This window comes from Marinithermofilum abyssi (assembly GCF_014641195.1).
Taxonomy (GTDB): Bacteria; Bacillota; Bacilli; order Thermoactinomycetales; family DSM-45169; genus Marinithermofilum; species Marinithermofilum abyssi.
Genome location: NZ_BMHQ01000008.1, coordinates 60,616 through 81,142, shown reverse-complemented (window position 1 = coordinate 81,142; position 20,527 = coordinate 60,616). Strand labels below are relative to the sequence as shown.

At 53.4% G+C, this 20,527-nt stretch carries 22 protein-coding genes and 1 tRNA gene; 19 read left to right on the top strand and 4 right to left on the bottom strand.

Annotated features, from left to right (window positions below):
* The first annotated feature begins 231 nt into the window (after nt 1-231).
* From IEW70_RS11965 to IEW70_RS11910, 12 genes are all read left to right on the top strand, one after another.
* The gene (locus IEW70_RS11965) at nt 232-1,497 is read left to right on the top strand and encodes a glycosyltransferase (protein WP_188648156.1); all 1,266 of its coding nucleotides are present in this window, start codon (nt 232-234) and stop codon (nt 1,495-1,497) included.
* 140 nt (nt 1,498-1,637) lie between these two features.
* Nucleotides 1,638-1,713 (top strand) — tRNA-Ala (locus tag IEW70_RS11960).
* 381 nt (nt 1,714-2,094) lie between these two features.
* On the top strand, nt 2,095-2,820 hold the full coding sequence (locus IEW70_RS11955) for an ABC transporter substrate-binding protein (RefSeq protein ID WP_188648246.1): 726 nt from the start codon (nt 2,095-2,097) through the stop codon (nt 2,818-2,820).
* Between the two features lie 32 nt (nt 2,821-2,852).
* On the top strand, nt 2,853-3,515 hold the full coding sequence (locus IEW70_RS11950; RefSeq protein ID WP_188648155.1) for an amino acid ABC transporter permease: 663 nt from the start codon (nt 2,853-2,855) through the stop codon (nt 3,513-3,515).
* The gene (locus IEW70_RS11945) at nt 3,515-4,237 is read left to right on the top strand and encodes an amino acid ABC transporter ATP-binding protein (RefSeq protein WP_188648154.1); all 723 of its coding nucleotides are present in this window, start codon (nt 3,515-3,517) and stop codon (nt 4,235-4,237) included. Before IEW70_RS11950 ends, IEW70_RS11945 begins: the two co-directional genes overlap by 1 nt.
* Before the next feature lie 253 nt (nt 4,238-4,490).
* Nucleotides 4,491-5,177 (top strand): YknW family membrane protein, encoded by a 687-nt coding sequence (gene yknW, locus IEW70_RS11940; protein WP_188648153.1) that lies wholly within the window; start codon nt 4,491-4,493, stop codon nt 5,175-5,177.
* 72 nt (nt 5,178-5,249) lie between these two features.
* The gene (locus IEW70_RS11935; RefSeq protein ID WP_229751966.1) at nt 5,250-5,888 is read left to right on the top strand and encodes an efflux RND transporter periplasmic adaptor subunit; all 639 of its coding nucleotides are present in this window, start codon (nt 5,250-5,252) and stop codon (nt 5,886-5,888) included.
* A gap of 12 nt (nt 5,889-5,900) precedes the next feature.
* On the top strand, nt 5,901-6,065 hold the full coding sequence (locus IEW70_RS11930; protein ID WP_505712053.1) for a permuted SH3 domain-containing protein: 165 nt from the start codon (nt 5,901-5,903) through the stop codon (nt 6,063-6,065).
* The gene (locus IEW70_RS11925; protein WP_188648150.1) at nt 6,062-6,748 is read left to right on the top strand and encodes an ABC transporter permease; all 687 of its coding nucleotides are present in this window, start codon (nt 6,062-6,064) and stop codon (nt 6,746-6,748) included. Before IEW70_RS11930 ends, IEW70_RS11925 begins: the two co-directional genes overlap by 4 nt.
* Nucleotides 6,745-7,128, top strand: a complete 384-nt coding sequence (locus IEW70_RS11920; protein WP_188648149.1) for an ABC transporter permease — start codon at nt 6,745-6,747, stop codon at nt 7,126-7,128. Before IEW70_RS11925 ends, IEW70_RS11920 begins: the two co-directional genes overlap by 4 nt.
* Before the next feature lie 148 nt (nt 7,129-7,276).
* Nucleotides 7,277-8,368 (top strand): site-2 protease family protein, encoded by a 1,092-nt coding sequence (locus IEW70_RS11915; protein ID WP_188648148.1) that lies wholly within the window; start codon nt 7,277-7,279, stop codon nt 8,366-8,368.
* A 554-nt stretch (nt 8,369-8,922) separates the two neighbouring features.
* The gene (locus IEW70_RS11910) at nt 8,923-9,708 is read left to right on the top strand and encodes a carbon-nitrogen family hydrolase (protein ID WP_188648147.1); all 786 of its coding nucleotides are present in this window, start codon (nt 8,923-8,925) and stop codon (nt 9,706-9,708) included.
* Between the two features lie 169 nt (nt 9,709-9,877).
* Here the strand turns inward: IEW70_RS11910 and IEW70_RS11905 are convergent, their stop codons facing one another.
* The 4 genes from IEW70_RS11905 to IEW70_RS11890 all read right to left on the bottom strand — a co-directional run bounded on the left by IEW70_RS11905 (nt 9,878) and on the right by IEW70_RS11890 (nt 12,229).
* Nucleotides 9,878-10,690: an ABC transporter permease gene (locus IEW70_RS11905; RefSeq protein WP_229751960.1), complete on the bottom strand. Its 813-nt coding sequence runs from the start codon at nt 10,688-10,690 to the stop codon at nt 9,878-9,880.
* Complete coding sequence (locus tag IEW70_RS11900) at nt 10,677-11,585, bottom strand: ABC transporter ATP-binding protein (RefSeq protein ID WP_229751959.1); 909 nt, start codon at nt 11,583-11,585, stop codon at nt 10,677-10,679. Before IEW70_RS11900 ends, IEW70_RS11905 begins: the two co-directional genes overlap by 14 nt.
* A gap of 105 nt (nt 11,586-11,690) precedes the next feature.
* Nucleotides 11,691-11,885, bottom strand: a complete 195-nt coding sequence (locus tag IEW70_RS11895) for a hypothetical protein (protein WP_188648146.1) — start codon at nt 11,883-11,885, stop codon at nt 11,691-11,693.
* Nucleotides 11,886-12,013: 128 nt separating this feature from the next.
* Nucleotides 12,014-12,229: a hypothetical protein gene (locus IEW70_RS11890; protein WP_188648145.1), complete on the bottom strand. Its 216-nt coding sequence runs from the start codon at nt 12,227-12,229 to the stop codon at nt 12,014-12,016.
* A 169-nt stretch (nt 12,230-12,398) separates the two neighbouring features.
* On the opposite strand from IEW70_RS11890, the gene IEW70_RS11885 reads away from it, so the two are divergent.
* The 7 genes from IEW70_RS11885 (at nt 12,399) to radA (ending at nt 20,523) form a co-directional block, all read left to right on the top strand.
* Complete coding sequence (locus tag IEW70_RS11885) at nt 12,399-13,139, top strand: HAD family hydrolase (RefSeq protein ID WP_188648144.1); 741 nt, start codon at nt 12,399-12,401, stop codon at nt 13,137-13,139.
* 346 nt (nt 13,140-13,485) lie between these two features.
* The gene (locus IEW70_RS11880) at nt 13,486-14,181 is read left to right on the top strand and encodes an MgtC/SapB family protein (protein WP_188648143.1); all 696 of its coding nucleotides are present in this window, start codon (nt 13,486-13,488) and stop codon (nt 14,179-14,181) included.
* Between the two features lie 141 nt (nt 14,182-14,322).
* On the top strand, nt 14,323-14,793 hold the full coding sequence (locus tag IEW70_RS11875) for a CtsR family transcriptional regulator (protein ID WP_188648142.1): 471 nt from the start codon (nt 14,323-14,325) through the stop codon (nt 14,791-14,793).
* A 4-nt stretch (nt 14,794-14,797) separates the two neighbouring features.
* The gene (mcsA, locus tag IEW70_RS11870; protein ID WP_188648141.1) at nt 14,798-15,325 is read left to right on the top strand and encodes a protein-arginine kinase activator protein McsA; all 528 of its coding nucleotides are present in this window, start codon (nt 14,798-14,800) and stop codon (nt 15,323-15,325) included.
* An 11-nt stretch (nt 15,326-15,336) separates the two neighbouring features.
* Nucleotides 15,337-16,431 (top strand): protein-arginine kinase McsB, encoded by a 1,095-nt coding sequence (gene mcsB, locus IEW70_RS11865; RefSeq protein ID WP_188648140.1) that lies wholly within the window; start codon nt 15,337-15,339, stop codon nt 16,429-16,431.
* Nucleotides 16,432-16,512: 81 nt separating this feature from the next.
* Complete coding sequence (locus tag IEW70_RS11860; RefSeq protein WP_229751958.1) at nt 16,513-18,963, top strand: ATP-dependent Clp protease ATP-binding subunit; 2,451 nt, start codon at nt 16,513-16,515, stop codon at nt 18,961-18,963.
* Between the two features lie 177 nt (nt 18,964-19,140).
* Entirely contained in the window at nt 19,141-20,523 is a 1,383-nt protein-coding gene (gene radA / locus IEW70_RS11855; RefSeq protein ID WP_188648139.1) for a DNA repair protein RadA, read from the top strand.
* The last annotated feature ends 4 nt before the right edge of the window (nt 20,524-20,527 follow it).

The following is a 20,527-nucleotide window of genomic DNA, read 5'->3' as shown; positions in this document are numbered from 1 at the left end:
GTGTCGGTGTTCGGAATAAGCGAACACGTTCTATTGCCAACAAACTGGCGGACCTTGCTTTTTCTGCAGACTGTAATGCTTCTTTTCTTTGCTCCAAGCTGTCGCGTCCCTGGAGAAGATCAAGGTAGGCGGTCAATGACTGAGAGTAAAGTGAAGCCCGGATTTCCGGAGTGGACATCGAGGGACCAGCGCCGGAAGTGCTGAAAGCTAAAAAAAGCGAGGAAGGCGATCATGCGTGTATTAATGATTTTAATGAGAGACATTCACTATGCTGCCCGGGTACAACGCGAAGCTGTGGCACTGGCCGAAGCCGGCTGGGAGGTGGACATCGCCTGCTTGCATACCACCCTTCAGCCTCCGCCGGAACTGCATGAACGAATCCGCTTGCTGCGTTTCCCAATCTCCACCCGTCGCATCAAAAGTTACGTCGAACGAAAAGCGGATCAGCGGCTGAAGCAGGGTGTATACCGAGTGGTACGCACCCCGGTGGTCAAAATGGCGAAAGATGTGGTGGCACAGCGCCAGTTTGCTCAAAAAGTGTGGGAGTTGTGTGAACAAGCTTCCTATGATGCTGTCCATTGTTACGACTTGAATACCCTCAGTATCGGCGTCTATCTGAAACGGAAAAAAGGCATCTCCCTCATTTACGACTGCCAGGAGCTGTATCGGGAGAAATACGGCAAAGGACGGCTGGAAAAGATGGTTGGTTATCAGGCGGAATCCTGGTGGATCAACCATGTGGACTGCCTGATTACAACCAACGAACTGATGGAGGAGGAGTTTCGCAAGCGGAACGATTCCCTCCGCTCCGTCGTGATCCGCAACGTTCCTTCTGTTTTGCCCGAGCTTCCTGAAAAGAAGAGATACTTTCACAACCGGTTCCGGCTGCAGCCGGAGGACCAGATCGTATTGTATCAGGGAGTATTCATTCGCAATCGGGGCTTGGAGACTTTGATCGAGGCGGTCAGTCATCTGCCGGAGAACGTAAAGCTGGTCATGATCGGTTACGGGGAATGGAAGGAGTACTTGGAGCGGTGGGCACTTCACCACTGTGTAGATGGCCGGGTGTTTTTCCACCCGCCGCTGTTGCCGGAGGATCTCTTGTTTGTCACCTGTCATGCGGATATCGGAGTGGTCTTTTACACCCGTACTTCTCGGGAGAGTGATCTGGCGACACCGACATCCACCCACGAATACATCCATGCAGGTGTGCCGGTATTGACCAGTCCTCAACCAGGCAAAACCCTGCCCATCCGCCAGAGCGGCGCGGGGAAATCCGTCGATCCGCTGGATCCGGACGGAGTGGCCAAGGCGTTACAGGAGATGCTGGCTGACCCGGGGCCATTTATTCAAGGTTGTATAAAGGCGCGAAACACGTGGAAGTGGGAGTCGGAGCGACAGCGGCTGATTCAGCTGTATGAAAACATCTATACGGAACAAGAGCATGAAAAGGAAAGCAACTATTACTCCATCAAGCCGCAATTGCGGCAATTGTGACGGCGGGGAGAGAAATCGGTTCAATTCCCCGCTGAGATTCTTTTCAACTGAATCCGGCTGTATATATAATAATAGCGCTTGACAAATCGGGCTCGGTATTCGTAGTATGATGGTGTCTGCGCAGGATGTGCTTTTCTCGTGGGGCTGTAGCTCAGCTGGGAGAGCGCCTCGTTCGCAACGAGGAGGTCGGCGGTTCGAGCCCGCTCAGCTCCACCAAACATCTATATGAAGGAGATTGTCACGGCCTCTTCGCACCGGTTTAGGTGCGTTTTTTAGATAGTATGGCGAAATGTAACAACATTTGAGCCGATCTGGACGGATATTCGAGTATCTGATGGGACTTTGGCGAGATGTGGCTGTAATCCCTTTGGACTATATCTGAGTCGGCCCACTCCCGTTACAACCCCCGAAAGGTCTTTTGCCCGGGGGGTTTTTTTGCTATAGCATAGAACCAGGGGAATTTTCCCTCTTTTCAGATTTTCATATTGCGGACTGTGACTACATATTTTTTGGTGTACAAACCGATAGAAGGGGGAGCCGACGATTTTCAATGAACGATGGTGGACGGGTGGCGTGGTGACACTGCTGTTGGTGCTGATGTTGACCGCATGTGGTTCCAGCGAGGGAGTGAGGAAGTGGAAGCTGAGGGAAGAAGGGACGCTCACCTTCGCCATGAGCGGGTTGTACAAACCCTACAACTTTCGCCAACAAGGGGAGCTGACAGGGTTTGACGTAGAGATCGGCAAGGCCCTGGCCAAGGAAATGGGGCTGAAGCCGAAGCCGGTGACCAATCCTTTTGAAACGATTGTCGCCGGGTTGCAAACCCGCAAATATGATGCTGTGATCGGGAGTATGGGCATTACGGAAGAGCGGAAAAAGGCGGTCGACTTTTCCAAACCCTATTATCGTTCGGGAGCCCAAATCTTCGTGGATCAAGGCAACCGGGACATCCGGTCTCCGGAAGATTTGAAAGGAAAGACGATCGGGGTGGTGAAAGCGACCACCTACAAGGACGAGGCCCTGAAGTATTCCGATGATATCAAGGAATACACGAGTGATGTGACTGCGCTGCAGGATTTGCCCACCGGACGGGTGGACGCGGTGATCACCGACGAAGGACTGGGGGATTATGCGATATTGCACGATCACCTGCCTATCGATAAAGTGGGCAAGCCCTTAACCCAGGATGAGATGGGGATCGCCGTACGCAAGGGGAATCCACAGTTGGTGAAAGCGATCAATCAGGCGCTGGATCGCATCGTAGAGAACGGGACCTATGACCGGATCAGCAAGAAGTGGTTTCGTCGAAATATTCTCCATTGATGGAATAGGGAGAGGGAGGGTTATACAACGGCATGGGATTTGGAGAGATTTTTCGATCGACAATGTCCTCGTTTTTGGAAGCGACTTGGGTCACAATTGAGATTACCGCCCTGTCATTGATTTTGGGCACGGTGTTGGGACTGGTGTTTGCTTTTTTTAAGATTTCATCCATCAAACCGCTGCAGTGGCTGGCCAATCTGTATATCACCATCATTCGGGGAACGCCCTTGATCGTGCAGATCGCCTTTTTTTACTTCGGCTTGGCCCAGATCGGGATCAACATGGACAGCTTTACCGCCGGGGTAGCGGCACTGGGCATTCATGCCGGGGCGTATATCGCAGAGATCTTCCGGGGAGCGATTCAGTCCATCGACCGGGGACAGATGGAAGCGGCACGGTCCCTCGGGATGTCCCAGCGGCTGGCGATGCGGCGCATTATTTTGCCTCAGGCTTTCAAACGCTCCCTGCCTCCGCTGGGCAACCAGTTCATTATCGGATTGAAGGACTCCTCCCTGGTGGCTTACATCGGTGTCAGCGATTTGTACGGCGTGGCCCTGTCGGAGGCCGCGGCCAACTATCAGCAGTTTGAGACCTATGCCATTAACGGCTTGTACTACTTGGTGCTGGTATTGATCTTCACCTTGTTGCTGAACCGGATGGAGAAGCGTTTGGATGTGGATGGAGGGACCCGCTGATGATCCAGGTAAAAAAGCTGAACAAATCTTTTGGCCGTGTGCATGTGTTAAAAGACATCGACTTGCAGGTGAATGAAAGCGATGTGGTGGTGTTGATCGGCGCCAGCGGTTCCGGCAAGAGTACGCTGCTGCGCTGTCTCAACTTTCTCGAAATCGAGGATAGCGGGGAGATCTATATTCAGGGACAACTGGTGGATCCCCGCAAGGATGACCTCAACCGGGTGCGGCAGCAGGTAGGAATGGTGTTTCAGCACTTCAACCTGTTTCCTCATATGAACGTTCTGGAAAATGTGATAGAAGCCCCGGTTCAGGTGAAGGGCATGGCAAAAGAAGAGGCCAAAAAGCTGGCTCTTTCCTACTTGGAGAAAGTGGGGATGGCAGATCGGGCGGATGCTTACTCCTCCCAACTCTCCGGCGGTCAGAAGCAGCGTGTGGCCATTGCCCGGGCCTTGGCGATGGAGCCCCGGGTGATGCTGTTTGACGAGCCCACTTCGGCTCTGGACCCGGAGCTGGTGGGGGAAGTGCTCGGTGTGATGAAGGAGCTGGCCCGGGAGGGTATGACCATGGTGATCGTCACCCACGAGATGGGCTTTGCCCGGGAAGTGGGGGACAAAGTGGTCTACCTGGATGAAGGGCGCATCGTGGAAGAAGGAACGCCGGAAGAAATCTTCGAATATCCGAAAGAAGAACGGACCCGGGAGTTTTTGAGCAAAGTGTTGTGACTTGCCGCGTCGGAGAGGAAGCGACGGGTAGAAAAGCCTCTTTTTTCTGGAACCAAGAGGTTTGTCATAAAACAGAGGCTGCTCATTGGAGCAGCCTTTTTTCTCCGCTTATGGAACGATGTATGAATAATGAGTGAAACGTTCTTTTTTCTGCAAACAGGCGTACATTTGGTGGAGGGTTTCCCTTTATTTTGATGGAATGTAAACAGGGGGAAAAATCAATCGATTTTGCAATGAATCAGGGGGGATGGATGTGAATGCCGAACTGGGACGCGCAGCAGCGGCGGAAAAACCGTCCATGTGGGGGATGTTAGTGGAACCGGGGAAGCAGATGGAGCGGATTCGCCAACAGCCCCGCTTTGTTGGTGCATTGATCACCATTATGCTGTTATCGGCGGTGGTCGCTTATTTGGCAGGCTTGAAGATGGCGGAGCATCCGTTGTATCAGGAACAATTGGCGGTGATGGGGGAGAACGGCGCCACCATCATGGCGGGGACCATCGCGGTTACTACTCTGTTCGTCATCCCGCTCTTGTTCCTCCTGTATTCGCTGGTGCAGTGGTTGTTGATGATGTTGTTTCAGGGGGAGGCCACCTTTGGACAGCTGTATTCCATGAACACCTACCTGGGGATTTTTCCGCTGTTGGCCAATGTGGTTTATGTCGCTGTGCTGTGGACAGCCGGACCCGGTGACAATCCGGAATCTTTACCGACCAGCCTGGGTGCCTTGATTTCGGCGAAAGGAGCATTATCGGGGATATTGAACGGAATTGAAGTGTTCTCACTGTGGAATCTGGCGGTGTCCGCTCTGGGTCTGTCGGTGATTGGCCAGGTATCCCGCGGCAAAGGGTGGGCCGTCGCTTTGATCCTGTATGCGGCGGGGCTGGCACTGGCCGCTGTAACTGCCGCCGTGGGTGAAACCTTCGGACCCCCGCAGTGATGTTTTGAGGAACCTTTGGAGGCCGAACATGAATAAAAAAGTGTGGATAGGATTGCCATATTGGTGGGCGGCATGGTGGCAGCTGGTATCGTCAAAAATAATAATCAGGCTGAGGAAGTAAAAGTGGCTTCCTTGGAAACGAAAACAATTCAGGAGACGGTGATCACCTCCGGAACGCTGGAACCGGTGGATCAGGAGAAGATTTATGCCGATCAAGGGCAAAAAATCCGGGAGGTTCGGGTTAAGCCGGGCGACAAGGTGAAAGAGGGTGCCGCCCTCTTTCGGTATGAGCTCCCGGTTCGTACCGTTCGTAGTGTGAAAGATGGAACGGTTATTCAGGTAAACGAAAACCCGGCGTCGGGATTGGGCGGTGAATCGGAACCGGTGGTGGTGATTGCTGATCTGGATGAACAGCAAGTGACTGCGGAAGCATCCGAATTTGATGCCCTGAAGCTGAAGAAAGGGCAGCGCGTCACTTTGCAGTCGGATATTCTTCCCGAGAAAAAGTGGAAGGGTCGGGTGAAAGAGGTCGCCTACTTGCCGGAAAAAAGCCAGAAGCAGGGATCGGCTGAGTCGGAGCAGATTCGTTATCCGGTGACCATTGAGCTGGAGCACAACCTGCCGTTAAAGCTAGGTTCCCGTCTGATGGCCGAGATCCAGACGGATCCGAAACGAGTGAAGTCGCTTCCGCAAAGTACGGTGGTGGAGTGAGACGGCAAGCAGGTGGTCTATGTGGTGGAAAAGGGTGTGGCCAAACAAAAGCAAGTTAAACTGGGCATCAGCGACGGGAAACGGGTGGAGATCCTCTCCGGTGTAAAAGCAGGGGATCAGGTGATCGTGCAGCCGGATCCCGAGCTGAAAAACGGCTCGGAAGTGAAAGCCCCATGATTCAGTTGACCGGCGTCACCAAAACGTATCAGTCCGGTACATTATCCGTCCCTGTATTAAAGAGAATCGATCTGGAAGTGGAAGAAGGGGAGTATGTCGCTATCATGGGTCCCTCCGGATCGGGCAAATCCACGTTGATGAACCTGATCGGGTGTCTGGATCGCCCGGTGCTGTCCACCAGCTATGACATGAAAGATGTCTACTACCGCTCGGAAAAGCTGGATCAGGTGGTTGTCTTCGGGATCAACAGCAATGCCTTTATGGAGATGCAAAATCAAGGAACGGAGGCGGGGCGGCTGTTTCAACCGACCGATTTTTTGCGGGGGAACGCCGGAGCGGTAATCAGCCCGAAGGTGAAGGAAGACCTTTTTCCGGACCAAAACCCCGTGGGCCAAGTGATCCGGGTGGGGGAACAGCCGCTGCGGGTTATCGGCGTTTTGGAACCGCCCAAGGGTGTGTTCAGCTCGTTTACCCAGTCGGAAGTGTATCTGCCGTATCAGACGTGGCGAAGCGTCTTTGGCAAAAACCAGATCAACCAACTCACGTTGCAGGTGAAAAAGGCGGATCAGATTCAATCCGTCGGTGACCAGGCCATCCAGATCCTTAACCGGAACCACCGGACCGAAGGGGATTACCAGGTGATGAACCTGGAGCAGATCGTCAAGGGAATCAAAATATCATGACGATTGTCATCGGCAGCATCGGCGGGATTTCTTTGGTGGTCGGCGGTATCGGCGTAATGAACATTATGCTCGTCTCTGTCACGGAACGGACCCGGGAAATCGGCATCCGCATGTCTCTGGGAGCAACGAGGGGTCAGATCCTGGTTCAATTCCTCATAGAAGCCGTCACTTTGTCAGTGATCGGGGGAATCCTCGGGATCGGATTGGGAGCGGGAGCGGCGGGGCTGATCGCAATCCTATCCCCGTTGCCGGCGGTGATCTCCCCCTGGGTGGCTGTGGGTGCGGTCTGGTTCTCCATGCTGTTCGGCGTCGTCTTCGGCCTTCTTCCGGCCAACAAAGCAGCCCGCCTCAACCCGATCGAGTGTTTGCGGTATGATTGAAAGAGGACTCCTACGGGAGTCCTTTGCTTGTTTCGCCGTTTCCCGAAAAATAAGGAAGATTCCCGACAAAAGAGTAGAAGGGGATAGGCGGGGAAATAAATATATGATAAACTGCGGTCGAATCTTGTTGACGAAAGGGGGGGCTCCCATGGGTTTGAAGCATAGGGGAGAAAGAAAACGGGGAGGCTTTTGGGGGCGACTCGGAGGTATCGGCGCCCTGATTCTGGGCGGATTGAAGTACCTGCCGGGGCTGCTCAAATTGGGAAAAGTGGGCGGTTCGCTGTGGAGCATGTTGCTGATGGTGGGGACTTATGCCTTGATCTTTCCTTGGACCTTCTCCATCGGTCTGGTTATCATGATCTTTATTCATGAGATGGGCCACGTGCTGGCAGCCAAGCAAAAGGGGCTGAAAGTGACCGCTCCGGTGTTTATTCCCTTTTTAGGCGCCTTGATCCTAATGAAGAAACAGCCTCAGGACGCCAGGACGGAAGCTTATATCGCGCTGGGCGGACCTCTTCTGGGAACCGTGGGAGCCGTACTGGCTTTCTTGCTCGCTCGCTGGACGGGAGTGGAGGTCCTGTACGCCATCGCCCTGATTGGGTTTATGCTGAATCTGTTTAACTTGCTGCCGATTCATCCCCTCGACGGGGGACGGATCGTAACCGCTATCTCCCGGTGGTTCTGGGTACTGGGTTTGATTGGCGGTCTGGTGTTGATCGTATATACGATGAGTTGGCTGCTGATTCTCATTTGGCTTCTCTTTGCTTGGCAGTTGTGGGAGTCCTTTATTTCCCGAAAACGGGCCGGCGCTCGCTCGATAAAATTTGCAGCCGACGTGGATACGGCTCTTTTTGAACAGTCGGGTATGTGGATTCCCTCGGAAGAACATCAGCGGGATTTGCCCTTCCACCAATACTGTGAAGTGGAGAACCAGCAGCATTGGTGTGATGTGTACTATCCCGGCGTCGGCGTCATTCATCGTTTTAACGGTTTTACCGGGGGCTTTCGGCGGGTGCGCCTGTTGAAAACGGAACAGGGAACCACTCCCCGGGGAGAACGGAAAGTGCGTATGCATATGACAGCGGATTACTTGCCGGGTGAAAGTGAGACCGTCCTGCGACGGGACCGGGAATATTACCGTGTTCCCGCACGAGTTCGCTTGGGCCTGGCTGTCTTTTTGGTGTATATGGTCGCCATGTTGGAACAAACGATTCCCAGAGGTCCGATGGTGGTCAGTTGAATGTAAAGGAAAACCGCATGGGAAAAGGCGCCGTCTGCTTGGACGGCGCTTTGTCATGTGATGTTAGGTTGTCTTCGATTAGGGGACCAAAAGGAATAGAAAAAAGGAGATCATATCTCCCAACACGATTGACGCGTTGATGGTTCAGGAACCGGCTGTTCGTTGTTTTGCGAATAAAGAATGGAGAGCCAAACTACACGTCTAATATCATAGGAAAAACCAAAGGAATAATAAAGATGGAGGAAACGTGTACACTCGACAAAAGGAGGAGATGACTAATAAAAAAGTCCGACTATTAATTCGCTTCTGTTTTATATATCGTGTATTATGTATACATAAAACATTAAAAAAAGGTGTGGAAATTGATATCGGGTCGGCGATCAAGAGGGAGACTATGCATGAGGCCGCCTACAAGCGGTTGAAGACGGCGATTCTATCGGACAAGCTTTCAACGGGTGTGTACTATACGGAGAATGAGTTCGCAGATGCCCTGAACATCTCTCGTACGCCTACCGATGGATGCACGAGCAACCTGAAGACAGGAGGAAGTCAATATGAAGTATGCGGTGTATCAGATGGATGTCGTCGCAGGGGATCCGGAACAAAACCGCCGCAAAGTGAGAGCTTGGTTAGATGAAACGGTTAAAACCAACAAGCCGGACATCGTCGTACTGCCGGAGATGTGGACCACCGCCTACACATTATCGCGGCTAGATGAAGTGGCCGACCGCGATAGCGAGCCGAGCACATCCTTTTTACAGGAATTAGCAAACAAATACGACGTCCACATCATCGGTGGCTCGGTAGCCAACCGGAAAGAAGAACGGTTTTACAACACCGCCTTGGTAGTGGATCGACAAGGAAACATCGTCCATCAATACGACAAAATCCACCTCGTCCCGATGCTGGACGAGCCCAAGTACCTGGCGGGCGGAAAGAACAAAGCCGAGGGATTCGAGCTAGATGGCGTCAAAATGGGGCTGATTATCTGTTATGACCTGCGTTTTCCGGAGTTGGCGCGGAAATTGGCGTTGGAGGGCGTCCAGGTTCTACATATCGTCGCCGAGTGGCCGAGCGCACGGAAAGATCATTGGAAAGCGCTCCAGCTGGCCCGGGCGATCGAAAACCAGATGTTCGTCGTCTCTTGCAATCGCGTCGGTTCCCATGACGGGGTGGATTTCGCCGGGACTTCAATGATCGTCGACCCGTGGGGAGAAGTGGTTGCAACGGGCAGTGAAGACCGGGAAGAAACCCTCCGGGCGGAGCTCTCCTTGGATCTCGTTTCAAAAATCCGCAAAGACGTCCCCGTTTTCTCCAGCCGGGTGCCCGAACTCTATTAAGGGATACTAAATAACAAACAATGTGCTGTGTGAATGTATTGGAGCAGAGACGGAAGACCGTTCCGACATCTCACGATGGGTTCGTCAGCTGTCTCGGAGCCCCTCGAGTTCTTTCCAGTATCCGACCGTCTGTCTTGATTTACCTGCTCGTTCTTCATCTTTTGGTTCATTACCCGTTTCGTTTCAGTTTCCCCGTACGCATCGCATATTGTTCCGCCAGCGAGAATATCCACAGTCCCAGGGGAATCAGGACCAAGCCGGTCAAAAGTAAAATAAGCAATTGGGGCAGCAGCTCGGGGATACCGGCTCCCTTTAGCAAGGCGGCACGCGCCGCTTCCAGGGCGTAGGTTCCTGGAGAAATCATCGACAGTGGTTGTAACCAACCGGGAAGCACCGACACGCTGTAGTAGACACCGGAAACCAGCAGGATCAATCCCTGAATGATGTGGGTAGCCTGGGCACCCCGTTCCGGAGACAATAGCGGGAGAATGGCTGCGATCAGACCCAGCCCCATAAAGGCCGGACTCCCGGTGAACAAGACGACCAAGGCTGTCAGGATCCGCCCCGGATCGATCGACAGATCAAAAAAGAACACCACCGCCAGCAGTACGATCGTCGTCCGGCACATTCCATACAGGATGGCGAACAGACACATCCCCGCGAGGTGAGTGATGCGACGGATCGGCGCCATAAAAGTATACTCGATCGTACCCTCCCACCGCTCCCAGGTGATCGAGTTGGAGACCTCTTCAAACAACACCGACATAAAGCCCCAAAATAAGGCACCCACCACCAAGTACAACACGACCTCGCCCTGTTTTTCGGGAGCGATGGGATTGGTCATCCCGATGAGGCCGATCGTGAGGGCGTTGATAATGTTGTAAAACAGGAAGACCGCTTCCCACGCCAAATAGCGGCGGATCAACCGGAAGCTGCGTTCCACAAAGGCGTACATGGCGTTTATTTGGCTAACGGCTTTCATCTGCCAAGACCTCCTCCCAATCTACACCGGTGAAGCGGAAGAACACCTCTTCCAAGGAGTCGGTTCCCGCTTGCTCTTTCAACCCTTGCGGCGTGTCCAGAGCGATGATTTTTCCCCGGTCGATGATGGCGACCCGGTCGCACAGCTTTTCCGCTTCATCCATGTCATGGGTGGTTAAAATCATAGTGGCATCATGGGTGGCTTTTACCTCTGCCACATACTGCTGGACATCCCGCTTGGATTTGGGATCCAGCCCGGTGGTGGGTTCATCCAACAGGATCAAGACGGGCGTTGTCATCAATGCACGGGCGATGGCTACTTTTTGCTGCATCCCCCGGGAGTGGGTCTCCAGAGGAGAGTAGGCCTTGCTTTTGGAGATGCCTAAACGCTTCAGGATGTGGAGTGCTTTTTCCTCCCCCTGCTTCACGGGTAACCCGTAAATCCGTGCCGCATAGCGGAGGTTTTCCACCGCAGACAGTTTCTTGAAAAAAGAGGCTTCCACTGAAACCCGGTTGATCCAATGGCGGATTTCGTAATGATGCTGCACGACATCCTTTCCAAACACCTGGATGGTGCCGCTGTCCGGTAAGAGCAGGGTGGACATCAGGCGGATCAGTGTCGATTTGCCGGAACCGTTGGGACCCAGCACACCAAAGATCTCTCCCCGTCGTACTTCCAAGGATACATGGTCCACTGCCTGTACGCGCTTTTTTTCGCCTAGAAAACCGTTGCGCCAACTGCGGCTGCCTTCTACCGGCTCAAAAAAACTTTTGCAAACCGCTTCACAACAAATCGCGATATCGGTATCCGAAACCTGTGGGAGATCAAGTGGAGACGATGGACAAACTGTAGTCTCGGCGGCTTTTTCCGCGTGTTTTTCCAACATCTTCGGCATGATCCAGCTCCTTTCGGTGGCAAGAGCAGGCAGCAGAGACAAACCCACTGCCTGCCACCGTACTTTATAACGGCGGATGTTCTTGAGCTACAGATGCTTTTTCCACTAAGCGATCGGCTTTTGCTCTTTTATTTCCCGTTCGATGGTGATTCGGATCGTGATTCTAAAGCCTCGGCGCTTCCGTTTGGATATTCGGTCAAAAAGCGCGGGCAAGAGATCCCTGGGCATCTGGCGGTACTGCTCCACTTCCCTTTGTTTTTGTTGGACATAGTGATCCACACTGTAATGATCCAAAAACATGATCTCATCCCTCCTGTAGAAATAAAAAACGCCGCAGACCGTGATCGGACTGCGGTGAGGAACGAATACTGGATGCAAAAAGCCGCAGTCTGGACGACCTGCGGCGGTTTACCCTTGATGGATGGTAATTAAGGAGTGGGATTCACCCTTCGCAGAGGTCGTCGATAGTGATATATGCTTGTGAACATACGGGTGCCTTGGGTGAGACCGGCAGCGGGCACAGCAACAGGGACGACTGCCCCCGTGACGGTTGCAATGACTTTACGAACAGGACGAACGGCTGTACGACCTGCAACAGACAGACGAATCCCGTTGGTGGCTGTAATCGATCCGTGCTTGATCATAATGACGACCTCCTCTCGAAAAAAATGGAAACCATTCAAACGATGAACTTATTGTAATTCGCTTTTAGATCTATTGTCAATAGTGAAAAAATTAAAACAGGCTTGTCCGCCGGAGCGACTCATTGTATGATTCACCCAATTGTTACGTCAGGTGAGAGGAGAGGGCCAAATGAATAAACAAGTTCAACCCTATGCAGTGATTTTTGATATGGATGGGACATTGTTTCAGACGGAAAAAGTGGCGGTACCGGCGTTTCATCGCACGGTTCAACGGCTGAAGAGAACGGGCTTGTATACAGGTCCGACACCGACGGATGAGCAGGTAACGGCTACTTTCGGCATGGTTCAGGAAGAGATTTGGGAGCGTTTGTTGCCGGATGCGGAGGAACAGGTACGGGAACAAGCGGATCGGTGGTGGTTGGAACATGAACTGGAGTGTATCAGCGAAGGCATGGGCGAACTTTATCCCGGTGTGACGGAAGGTATTCACAGGTTGAAAGCACGGGGCTGGGCGCTTTTTGTTGCCAGCAACGGTTTGGGTCCATATGTGCGAGGGATCTTGGACTTTTACGGGCTGAGTGAGTTTTTCACAGGTGTGTACACTGCCGGGGATTATCACACGGCCCGGAAGGAAGATCTGGTGCAGCGCCTGATTGAATCCCATGGTGTGCAGCAGGGATATATGGTCGGCGATCGCAGTTCGGATGTTCGGGCGGGTAAAGCCAACGGGCTTACGGTTATCGGCTGTCGCTATGCCGGTTATCCGCAATTTAGTGCCGAGACGGAGTTGGCAGAGGCGGATGTCGTAGCGGATTCTTTTTCAGCCGTGGTTGAAACCGTAGGGAGCCTTACGGATAAATCCCCGAAGAAACAGCTGGGTAGTGAGGCAGGAGCAGACGGTATTGGGTGAGCTTCACACAGGTTTTTATGACTTGGATTTCCATAGCGGATCGTTTCATCATGGAGATTCGATGGATCTGCTCACCTAGTACCACTGGCACTTTAATTCCAGGATCGGCCTTTTTTGGGACGGTGTCCTTTGACGGAAACGATTTTTCGGCTTTCTTTTTGACACATATCTTGCCTCCAGCTAGTTTGTGAGATTTCAAACAATCAGGGGTGGGTATCCATTCTTGGGGGGTGGCTGGTGGAAGGTAAAGCAGTCATCCAGCCGCTAAAATTCATGGTTTATCCTCCCCGATCCCAAACATAATATGGTAGATACGGGTATGAAACTTAAAAGGAGGGCGGCGAACATGGACAGTGACAGCGTATGGGTAATTTCTCACAGCGAAGCTACGGTTCGATTGTTGGTGGCTACCCTGCTCGGCGGGTTGATCGGCTGGGAACGGGAGCATAACAATCATCCTGCCGGACTCCGGACTCATATCCTGGTTTCCGTGGGATCGGCTTTAATCATGTTATTGTCCATCTATGGATTTTCAGATTTTGTGGATGAAGAAAATGTGCGGATGGATCCAGCGCGGCTGGCAGCCCAAGTGGTGAGCGGCATCGGCTTTTTAGGGGCCGGTACGATTCTACGCCAGGGGCTTACCGTCAGCGGTTTGACGACCGCCGCTTCTCTGTGGGTCGTAGCCGGGATCGGCTTGGCAACAGGGGCCGGGTTTGTGTTTCCGGCGGTGGTGACCACGGTGTTGGCGTTGGTCAGTTTAGAGGTGTTGAACAGGCTGGAACGGTTTATATTTACCCGCAAACGCCTGAAGCTGATTCGTATTTTGGTGGCGGATGAGCCGGGAAAACTGGGCGAGCTGGCTACCAGCATCGGTGAAGTGGGAGGCAGTGTACGCAAAGTGCGGATCGATGAAGGAGATCCCTCGGAAGAAACCATTGAGATTACGTTTACGGTACGCCTGCCAGAAGGGATCTCTGTGGTTAAACTCGTAGAAGCGGCCAGAGAGATCTCTGGTGTCAAGGAAGTGAAGACGGATTAGAGAAATCCGAAAAATCCTGTATGAAACCGAAAGGGTTCCGGAAAAAATGTTATAGAAGCGCCCCTCTTGGCAAGGCCCTTCCCTTCCGCTATAATAAAGTCAGAAAGTCAAAGTTAGTCAAAGTCAGTGGAGGGTAGTCCGATGCCCAGTATTTCGGACATTATCGAACGATATTTGGTCAAAGCATTGAAGGAAGCTCCTTCTGGAGCCATTCAAGTCAAACGGAACGAACTGGCCGACCGGTTTCAGTGCGTCCCCTCCCAGATCAACTATGTGATTAGTACGCGTTTTACAGTGGAAAAAGGATATATAGTCGAAAGCAAACGGGGAGGCGGCGGCTACATTCGCATCCGAAAGGTCCGGTTTGCTTCTCCCAAAGCCTACTTTGACGTCTTGATGCGGCAGATCGGAGATGCCATTACCCAATCGACGGCGGAGGATGTGATTGATCGGCTGCAGGAAGAAAAAGTGATGTCGGATCGGGAAGCCAGGATGGCGAAGAAGGTGATCTCCCGGGATGTCCTGCAGCTGCCGGTCCGTATGCGGGACCAGGTGCGGGCACGGATCATGCGTGCGCTGGTAACGACCCTATTTGCGAGCAAAGGAGAGTGAGTCGATGCTCTGTCAAGAGTGCGGCAAACGACCGGCCACACTTCATTACACCAAAATCATCAATGGAGAAAAGACGGAGTTTCACCTGTGTGAAGTGTGTGCACAAGAGAAGGGAGAACAAATGCCGGGAGCCGAAGGCGGCTTTTCCATCCATCATTTGCTCTCCGGGTTGCTGAACTTTGACAGTCATCCCCAAGCGGGCGGCCAAGAGCAAACCGGAGTAAAACAAGAGACTCTGCGCTGTCCCACTTGTGGCTTGACTTACAGTCAGTTCAGCAAGATCGGACGATTCGGTTGCAGCGACTGTTATCAAGCATTTCGCGAGCGCTTGGGTCCGCTCTTTCGCCGGGTGCACGGTCATACGGCACACCGCGGAAAGGTGCCGCAGCGAACCGGAGGGCAGTTGAAGATCCAGCGGGAGATTGAGCGTCTCAAAAGCGAATTGAATCAACGGGTGGCCAACGAAGAGTTTGAGGAAGCGGCCCGCCTGCGCGATCGCATCCGGGCCCTTCGGGAGAAATTGGAAAGTTAGGGGGGAGCCGCATGTCACTGCAACGGTTTATCCAGCATGCGTTGAGTGAGTGGATGAAGGGGAAAGGTCCCCAATCCGACATCGTGATCAGCAGCCGGGTACGAATCGCCCGAAACCTGTCAGGGTTGCCCTTTCCGATGTTGGCCACTTCCTCTCAGTCTGCCGAAGTGGTGCGTCGGGTGGAGAAAGCCCTTCACCAGGCCAAGAAGCACCCGGTGTTGGGGGATGCCGAACTGATTCGCATGGATGATCTTAACGAACTGCAAAAGCGGGTGTTGGTGGAAAAACATCTCATCAGCCCCCAATTGGCGGAAGAGTCCCGTCATGGGGCGGTAATCCTCAGCAAAAATGAAGCGGTCAGTATCATGATCAATGAAGAGGATCATCTGCGGATCCAGTGTTTGTTTCCCGGATTTCAGCCGGATGATGCCTGGCGGTTGGCTGACCAGTTGGATGATTGGTTTGAGGAGCATTTATCCTATGCCTTTAACGAAGAATGCGGTTTTCTCACCAGCTGCCCCACCAATGTAGGGACCGGGATTCGGGCGTCGGTGATGGTTCATTTACCGGCGTTGGCGATGACGCAACAGTTGAATCGTCTGTTTCCGGCCATTACTCAGGTAGGGTTGGCTGTGAGAGGAATTTACGGTGAAGGCAGCGAAGCTTTAGGCAATTTGTATCAGGTGTCCAATCAAGTCACCTTGGGACAGAGGGAAGATGAAATCATTGACAAGCTGCAAGGCGTCGTCATGCAAATGATTGAGCACGAACAGAATGCGCGGCGCCGATTGCGGGAGACTTCCCCGATTCAGTTGGAAGACCGTATTCACCGATCCTATGGCATCTTGTCCCATGCCCGCTTCATCAGTACGAAAGAGGCAATGGAACGGCTGTCCGATGTCCGACTGGGGGTGGACATGGGACTGCTCAACAATGTTTCCGCATCGGTGATGAACGAGCTGATGGTGATGACCCAGCCAGGCTTTTTGCAACAATTTGCAGGACAGCGCCTGGATCCCGAAGAACGGGATATTCGCCGAGCTGTGTTGATCCGGGAGCGGTTGTCCACCGAGGGGAATCCGGAAGAGTCGGGGAAGACTAGGTAAGGATCTCCGGTTTGCAAAGCAGAAGAGCTCGAAAAAGCTTGAAGCTGAGACGATAACTATCCCGAGTGAGGTGCTAAGCTCATGATGTTTGGACGTTTCACAGAACGTGCGCAAAAGGTGCTGGCTTTGGCCCAGGAAGAGGCTGTCCGCCTGGGACACAGCAATATCGGTACGGAACATATTCTGCTCGGCTTGATTCGGGAAGGAGAAGGAATTGCCGCCAAAGCGCTGCTAGGATTGGGGCTGGGCTTGGAAAAAATCCAAAAAGAAGTGGAATCCCTCATCGGCCGGGGGCAAGGACAGCCCGCCAATATCGCCTATACGCCTCGTGCCAAGAAAGTGATCGAGCTATCTATGGACGAAGCCCGGAAGCTTGGTCACACCTATGTGGGCACGGAACACATCCTGCTCGGCCTGATCCGGGAAGGGGAAGGCGTGGCTGCGCGGGTGCTCAACAACCTGGGCGTCAGCTTGAACAAAGCCCGCCAACAAGTGCTGCAGCTGCTCGGCAGTTCCGAGGCGGTATCTTCGCATCAAGGCGGCGGCGCCAACAACGCGAATACGCCGACTCTGGACAGTCTGGCCCGGGATTTGACGCAGGCGGCCCGGGAAGAGAATCTGGATCCGGTGATCGGGCGGAGCAAAGAGATTGAACGGGTGATTCAGGTCTTGTCCCGGCGCACCAAAAACAACCCCGTGCTGATCGGGGAGCCCGGTGTTGGAAAAACAGCGGTGGCTGAAGGTTTGGCCCAGAAGATCGTGGACGGGGAAACCCCGGAAACCTTACGGGGCAAACGGGTGATGACCCTGGACATGGGAACGGTCGTAGCCGGAACCAAATATCGGGGTGAATTTGAAGACCGGTTGAAAAAAATTATGGATGAGATCCGGCAAGCCGGCAATATCATCCTTTTCATCGACGAGCTGCACACTCTGATCGGTGCTGGCGGGGCGGAAGGAGCCATCGATGCTTCCAATATTCTCAAACCGGCGCTGGCTCGGGGAGATCTGCAGTGCATCGGTGCCACCACTTTGGATGAATACAGGAAATATATCGAGAAAGATGCGGCTTTAGAACGCCGTTTTCAACCGATTATTGTGGATGAGCCGACACCGGAAGAAGCGGTGTTGATTCTGCAAGGGCTGCGGGATCGCTATGAAGCCCATCACCGGGTAAAAATCACCGATGAAGCGATTGAACAGGCGGTGAAATTGTCCGACCGGTATATCACGGATCGTTACCTGCCGGACAAAGCGATCGACTTGATCGACGAAGCAGCTTCCAAAGTGCGTCTCAAATCCTTCACCGTTCCTCCGGAATTGAAGGAAATGGAGCAAAAGTTGGAGGAAGTGCGCAAAGAAAAGGACGCCGCTGTGCAAAGCCAGGAGTTTGAAAAAGCGGCTTCCCTGCGGGATAAGGAACAGAAGCTTCGTGAGGAGCTGGAAAACACCCGCAATCGGTGGAAAGAAGATCAGGGCCGCACGGATTCCGAAGTGAACAGCGAAGATATCGCCGAAGTGGTAGCTAGCTGGACCGGCATTCCGGTGAGAAAGTTGGCGGAGGAAGAGTCGGAACGCCTTCTCAACATGGAGGAGATCTTGCACAAACGGGTGATCGGCCAGGAGGAAGCCGTCAAATCCATCTCCCGGGCGATCCGCCGGGCCCGTGCCGGTCTGAAAGACCCCAAGCGCCCGATCGGCTCCTTTATTTTCCTCGGACCCACCGGTGTCGGGAAAACCGAACTGGCGCGTGCTTTGGCGGAGGCCATGTTCGGGGATGAAGATGCCATGATCCGGATTGATATGTCCGAATACATGGAGAAGCACACCACCTCCCGCCTTGTCGGTTCTCCGCCGGGATACGTGGGGTATGAGGAAGGCGGCCAGCTGACGGAGAAAGTCCGTCGCAAGCCTTATTCCGTCGTTCTCTTTGACGAGGTGGAAAAAGCGCATCCGGAAATATTCAACATCCTGCTTCAGGTGTTGGAAGACGGCCGGTTGACCGACGGTAAGGGGCGGACTGTCGACTTCCGCAACACAGTGTTGATCATGACCTCCAACGTCGGGGCCGATTTGATCCGCAAAAACACCAAGCTGGGCTTCGCTGTGGGTGATCAGGATAAAGACCAGTACGAAAATATGAAGGAAAACGTGATGCAGGAGCTGAAACGGAGCTTCCGTCCGGAATTTCTTAACCGGATTGACGATGTGATCGTTTTCCACTCCCTGAAAGAGGAGCACCTTAAGGAAATCGTCTCCTTGATGGCGGAACAACTCCGCAAACGCCTGAAAGAACAGGACATCGACTTTATCCTGACGGAAGCCGCCAAAAAGAAACTGGCGAAAGAAGGATTTGACCTCGCTTACGGGGCTCGTCCGCTTCGTCGCGCGATTCAAAAACACATCGAAGACCGCCTCTCTGAGGAATTGCTGAAAGGCAACATCAAACACGGGGACACCCTCACCATCGATGTGAAAGACGGGGAGCTGACCGTAGAAAAAGCGGAAAAAGCAGCGGCTGAGTCCAAATAAGAAAAGCAAACCCGCTCCATTTTGGAGGGGGTTTTTGCTTGTTGTTGAGGTTACGTGACATCGGTGTAGAAAATGATATCGGTTGTCCATGACCTGGATGAAAGCCCGGGACTTCTGTTTTGTGAAGGATTTGATATAATGGGGAGGAAACCAACCGAACGAATAGGGGTCGCTCAGGTGGCTAAAAATAAATCCAAATTCGCATGTCAAGAATGCGGGTATGAATCACCCAAATGGATGGGACGTTGTCCGGGGTGCGGTCAATGGAACACAATGGTGGAAGAGCGGACATTCACGGGCAGCGCCGGAAAGGCAAAGGGCTGGGGCCTCAGCAGTCCGGGCCGGACCCGGCAGTCTGCCACTCCCATCACGCGGGTGGAACAACTGGATCAGCCCCGGGCGGATACCGGGATTCGTGAACTGAATCGGGTGCTGGGCGGGGGGTTGGTTCCGGGTTCCCTCATTTTAGTTGGCGGGGATCCCGGAATCGGCAAGTCTACGCTGTTGTTGCAAGCTTCCCACCGGTTGGCACAGCGGGATATGCCCATTTTGTACGTGTCGGGCGAAGAGTCGGCGGAACAGACGCGGCTTCGGGCCGACCGGTTGGATGCGTTGGACGCCCGGTTGTTTGTAGCGGCGGAAACGGACCTGGACGCGGTGGAAAGTTTGGTGGACGAGGTGAATCCCAGACTAGTGGTGATCGACTCCATCCAGACCGTCTATCACCCGGAGGTGACATCGGCTCCCGGCAGTGTGGCGCAGGTGCGGGAGTGTACCGGTCGGTTGATGAGATTGGCCAAAGGGCGCGGGGTGGCCGTGATCATCGTGGGTCATGTGACCAAAGAAGGAGCCATTGCGGGTCCGCGCATGTTGGAGCATATGGTCGACTGCGTATTATATTTCGAAGGCGAACGGCATCATACATACCGTGTGTTGCGGGCAGTCAAAAACCGCTTCGGCTCAACCAACGAAATCGGCCTGTTTGAGATGCGCCATGCCGGATTGGCGGAAGTGGCCAACCCTTCGGAAATGTTTTTGTCGGAGCGACCTTCCGGAGTTGCGGGTTCCGCAGTTGCCGCCAGCATCGAAGGGACCCGGCCGGTTCTGATTGAGATGCAGGCCTTGGTGGCACCCACCAGTTTTGCCACTCCCAAACGGATGGCCTCCGGCTTGGATCATCATCGGGTAACGATGATCATGGCTGTCTTGGAGAAGCGTTTGGGTATGTTCTTGCAAAACCAAGATGCTTATGTCAATGTGGTAGGCGGAGTCCGGTTGGATGAACCGGCTGTCGATCTAGCTGTAGCGGTCAGCATCGCTTCCAGCTTCCGGGATCGGGCAACCCGTCCCAAGGATGTTTTTATCGGAGAAGTGGGCCTGACCGGAGAAGTTCGCGGAGTCACCCGATTGGAACAGCGTGTGGCGGAAGTTCACAATATGGGCTTTGAACGTGCATTCGTTCCCGCGAAAAACCGGCGGGGGTGGACACCTCCTAAGGGGATCGATCTGGTATGGGTTCATACAGTGGAAGAAGCGTTGGAAGTGGCGCTGGGAGGGTAAACCG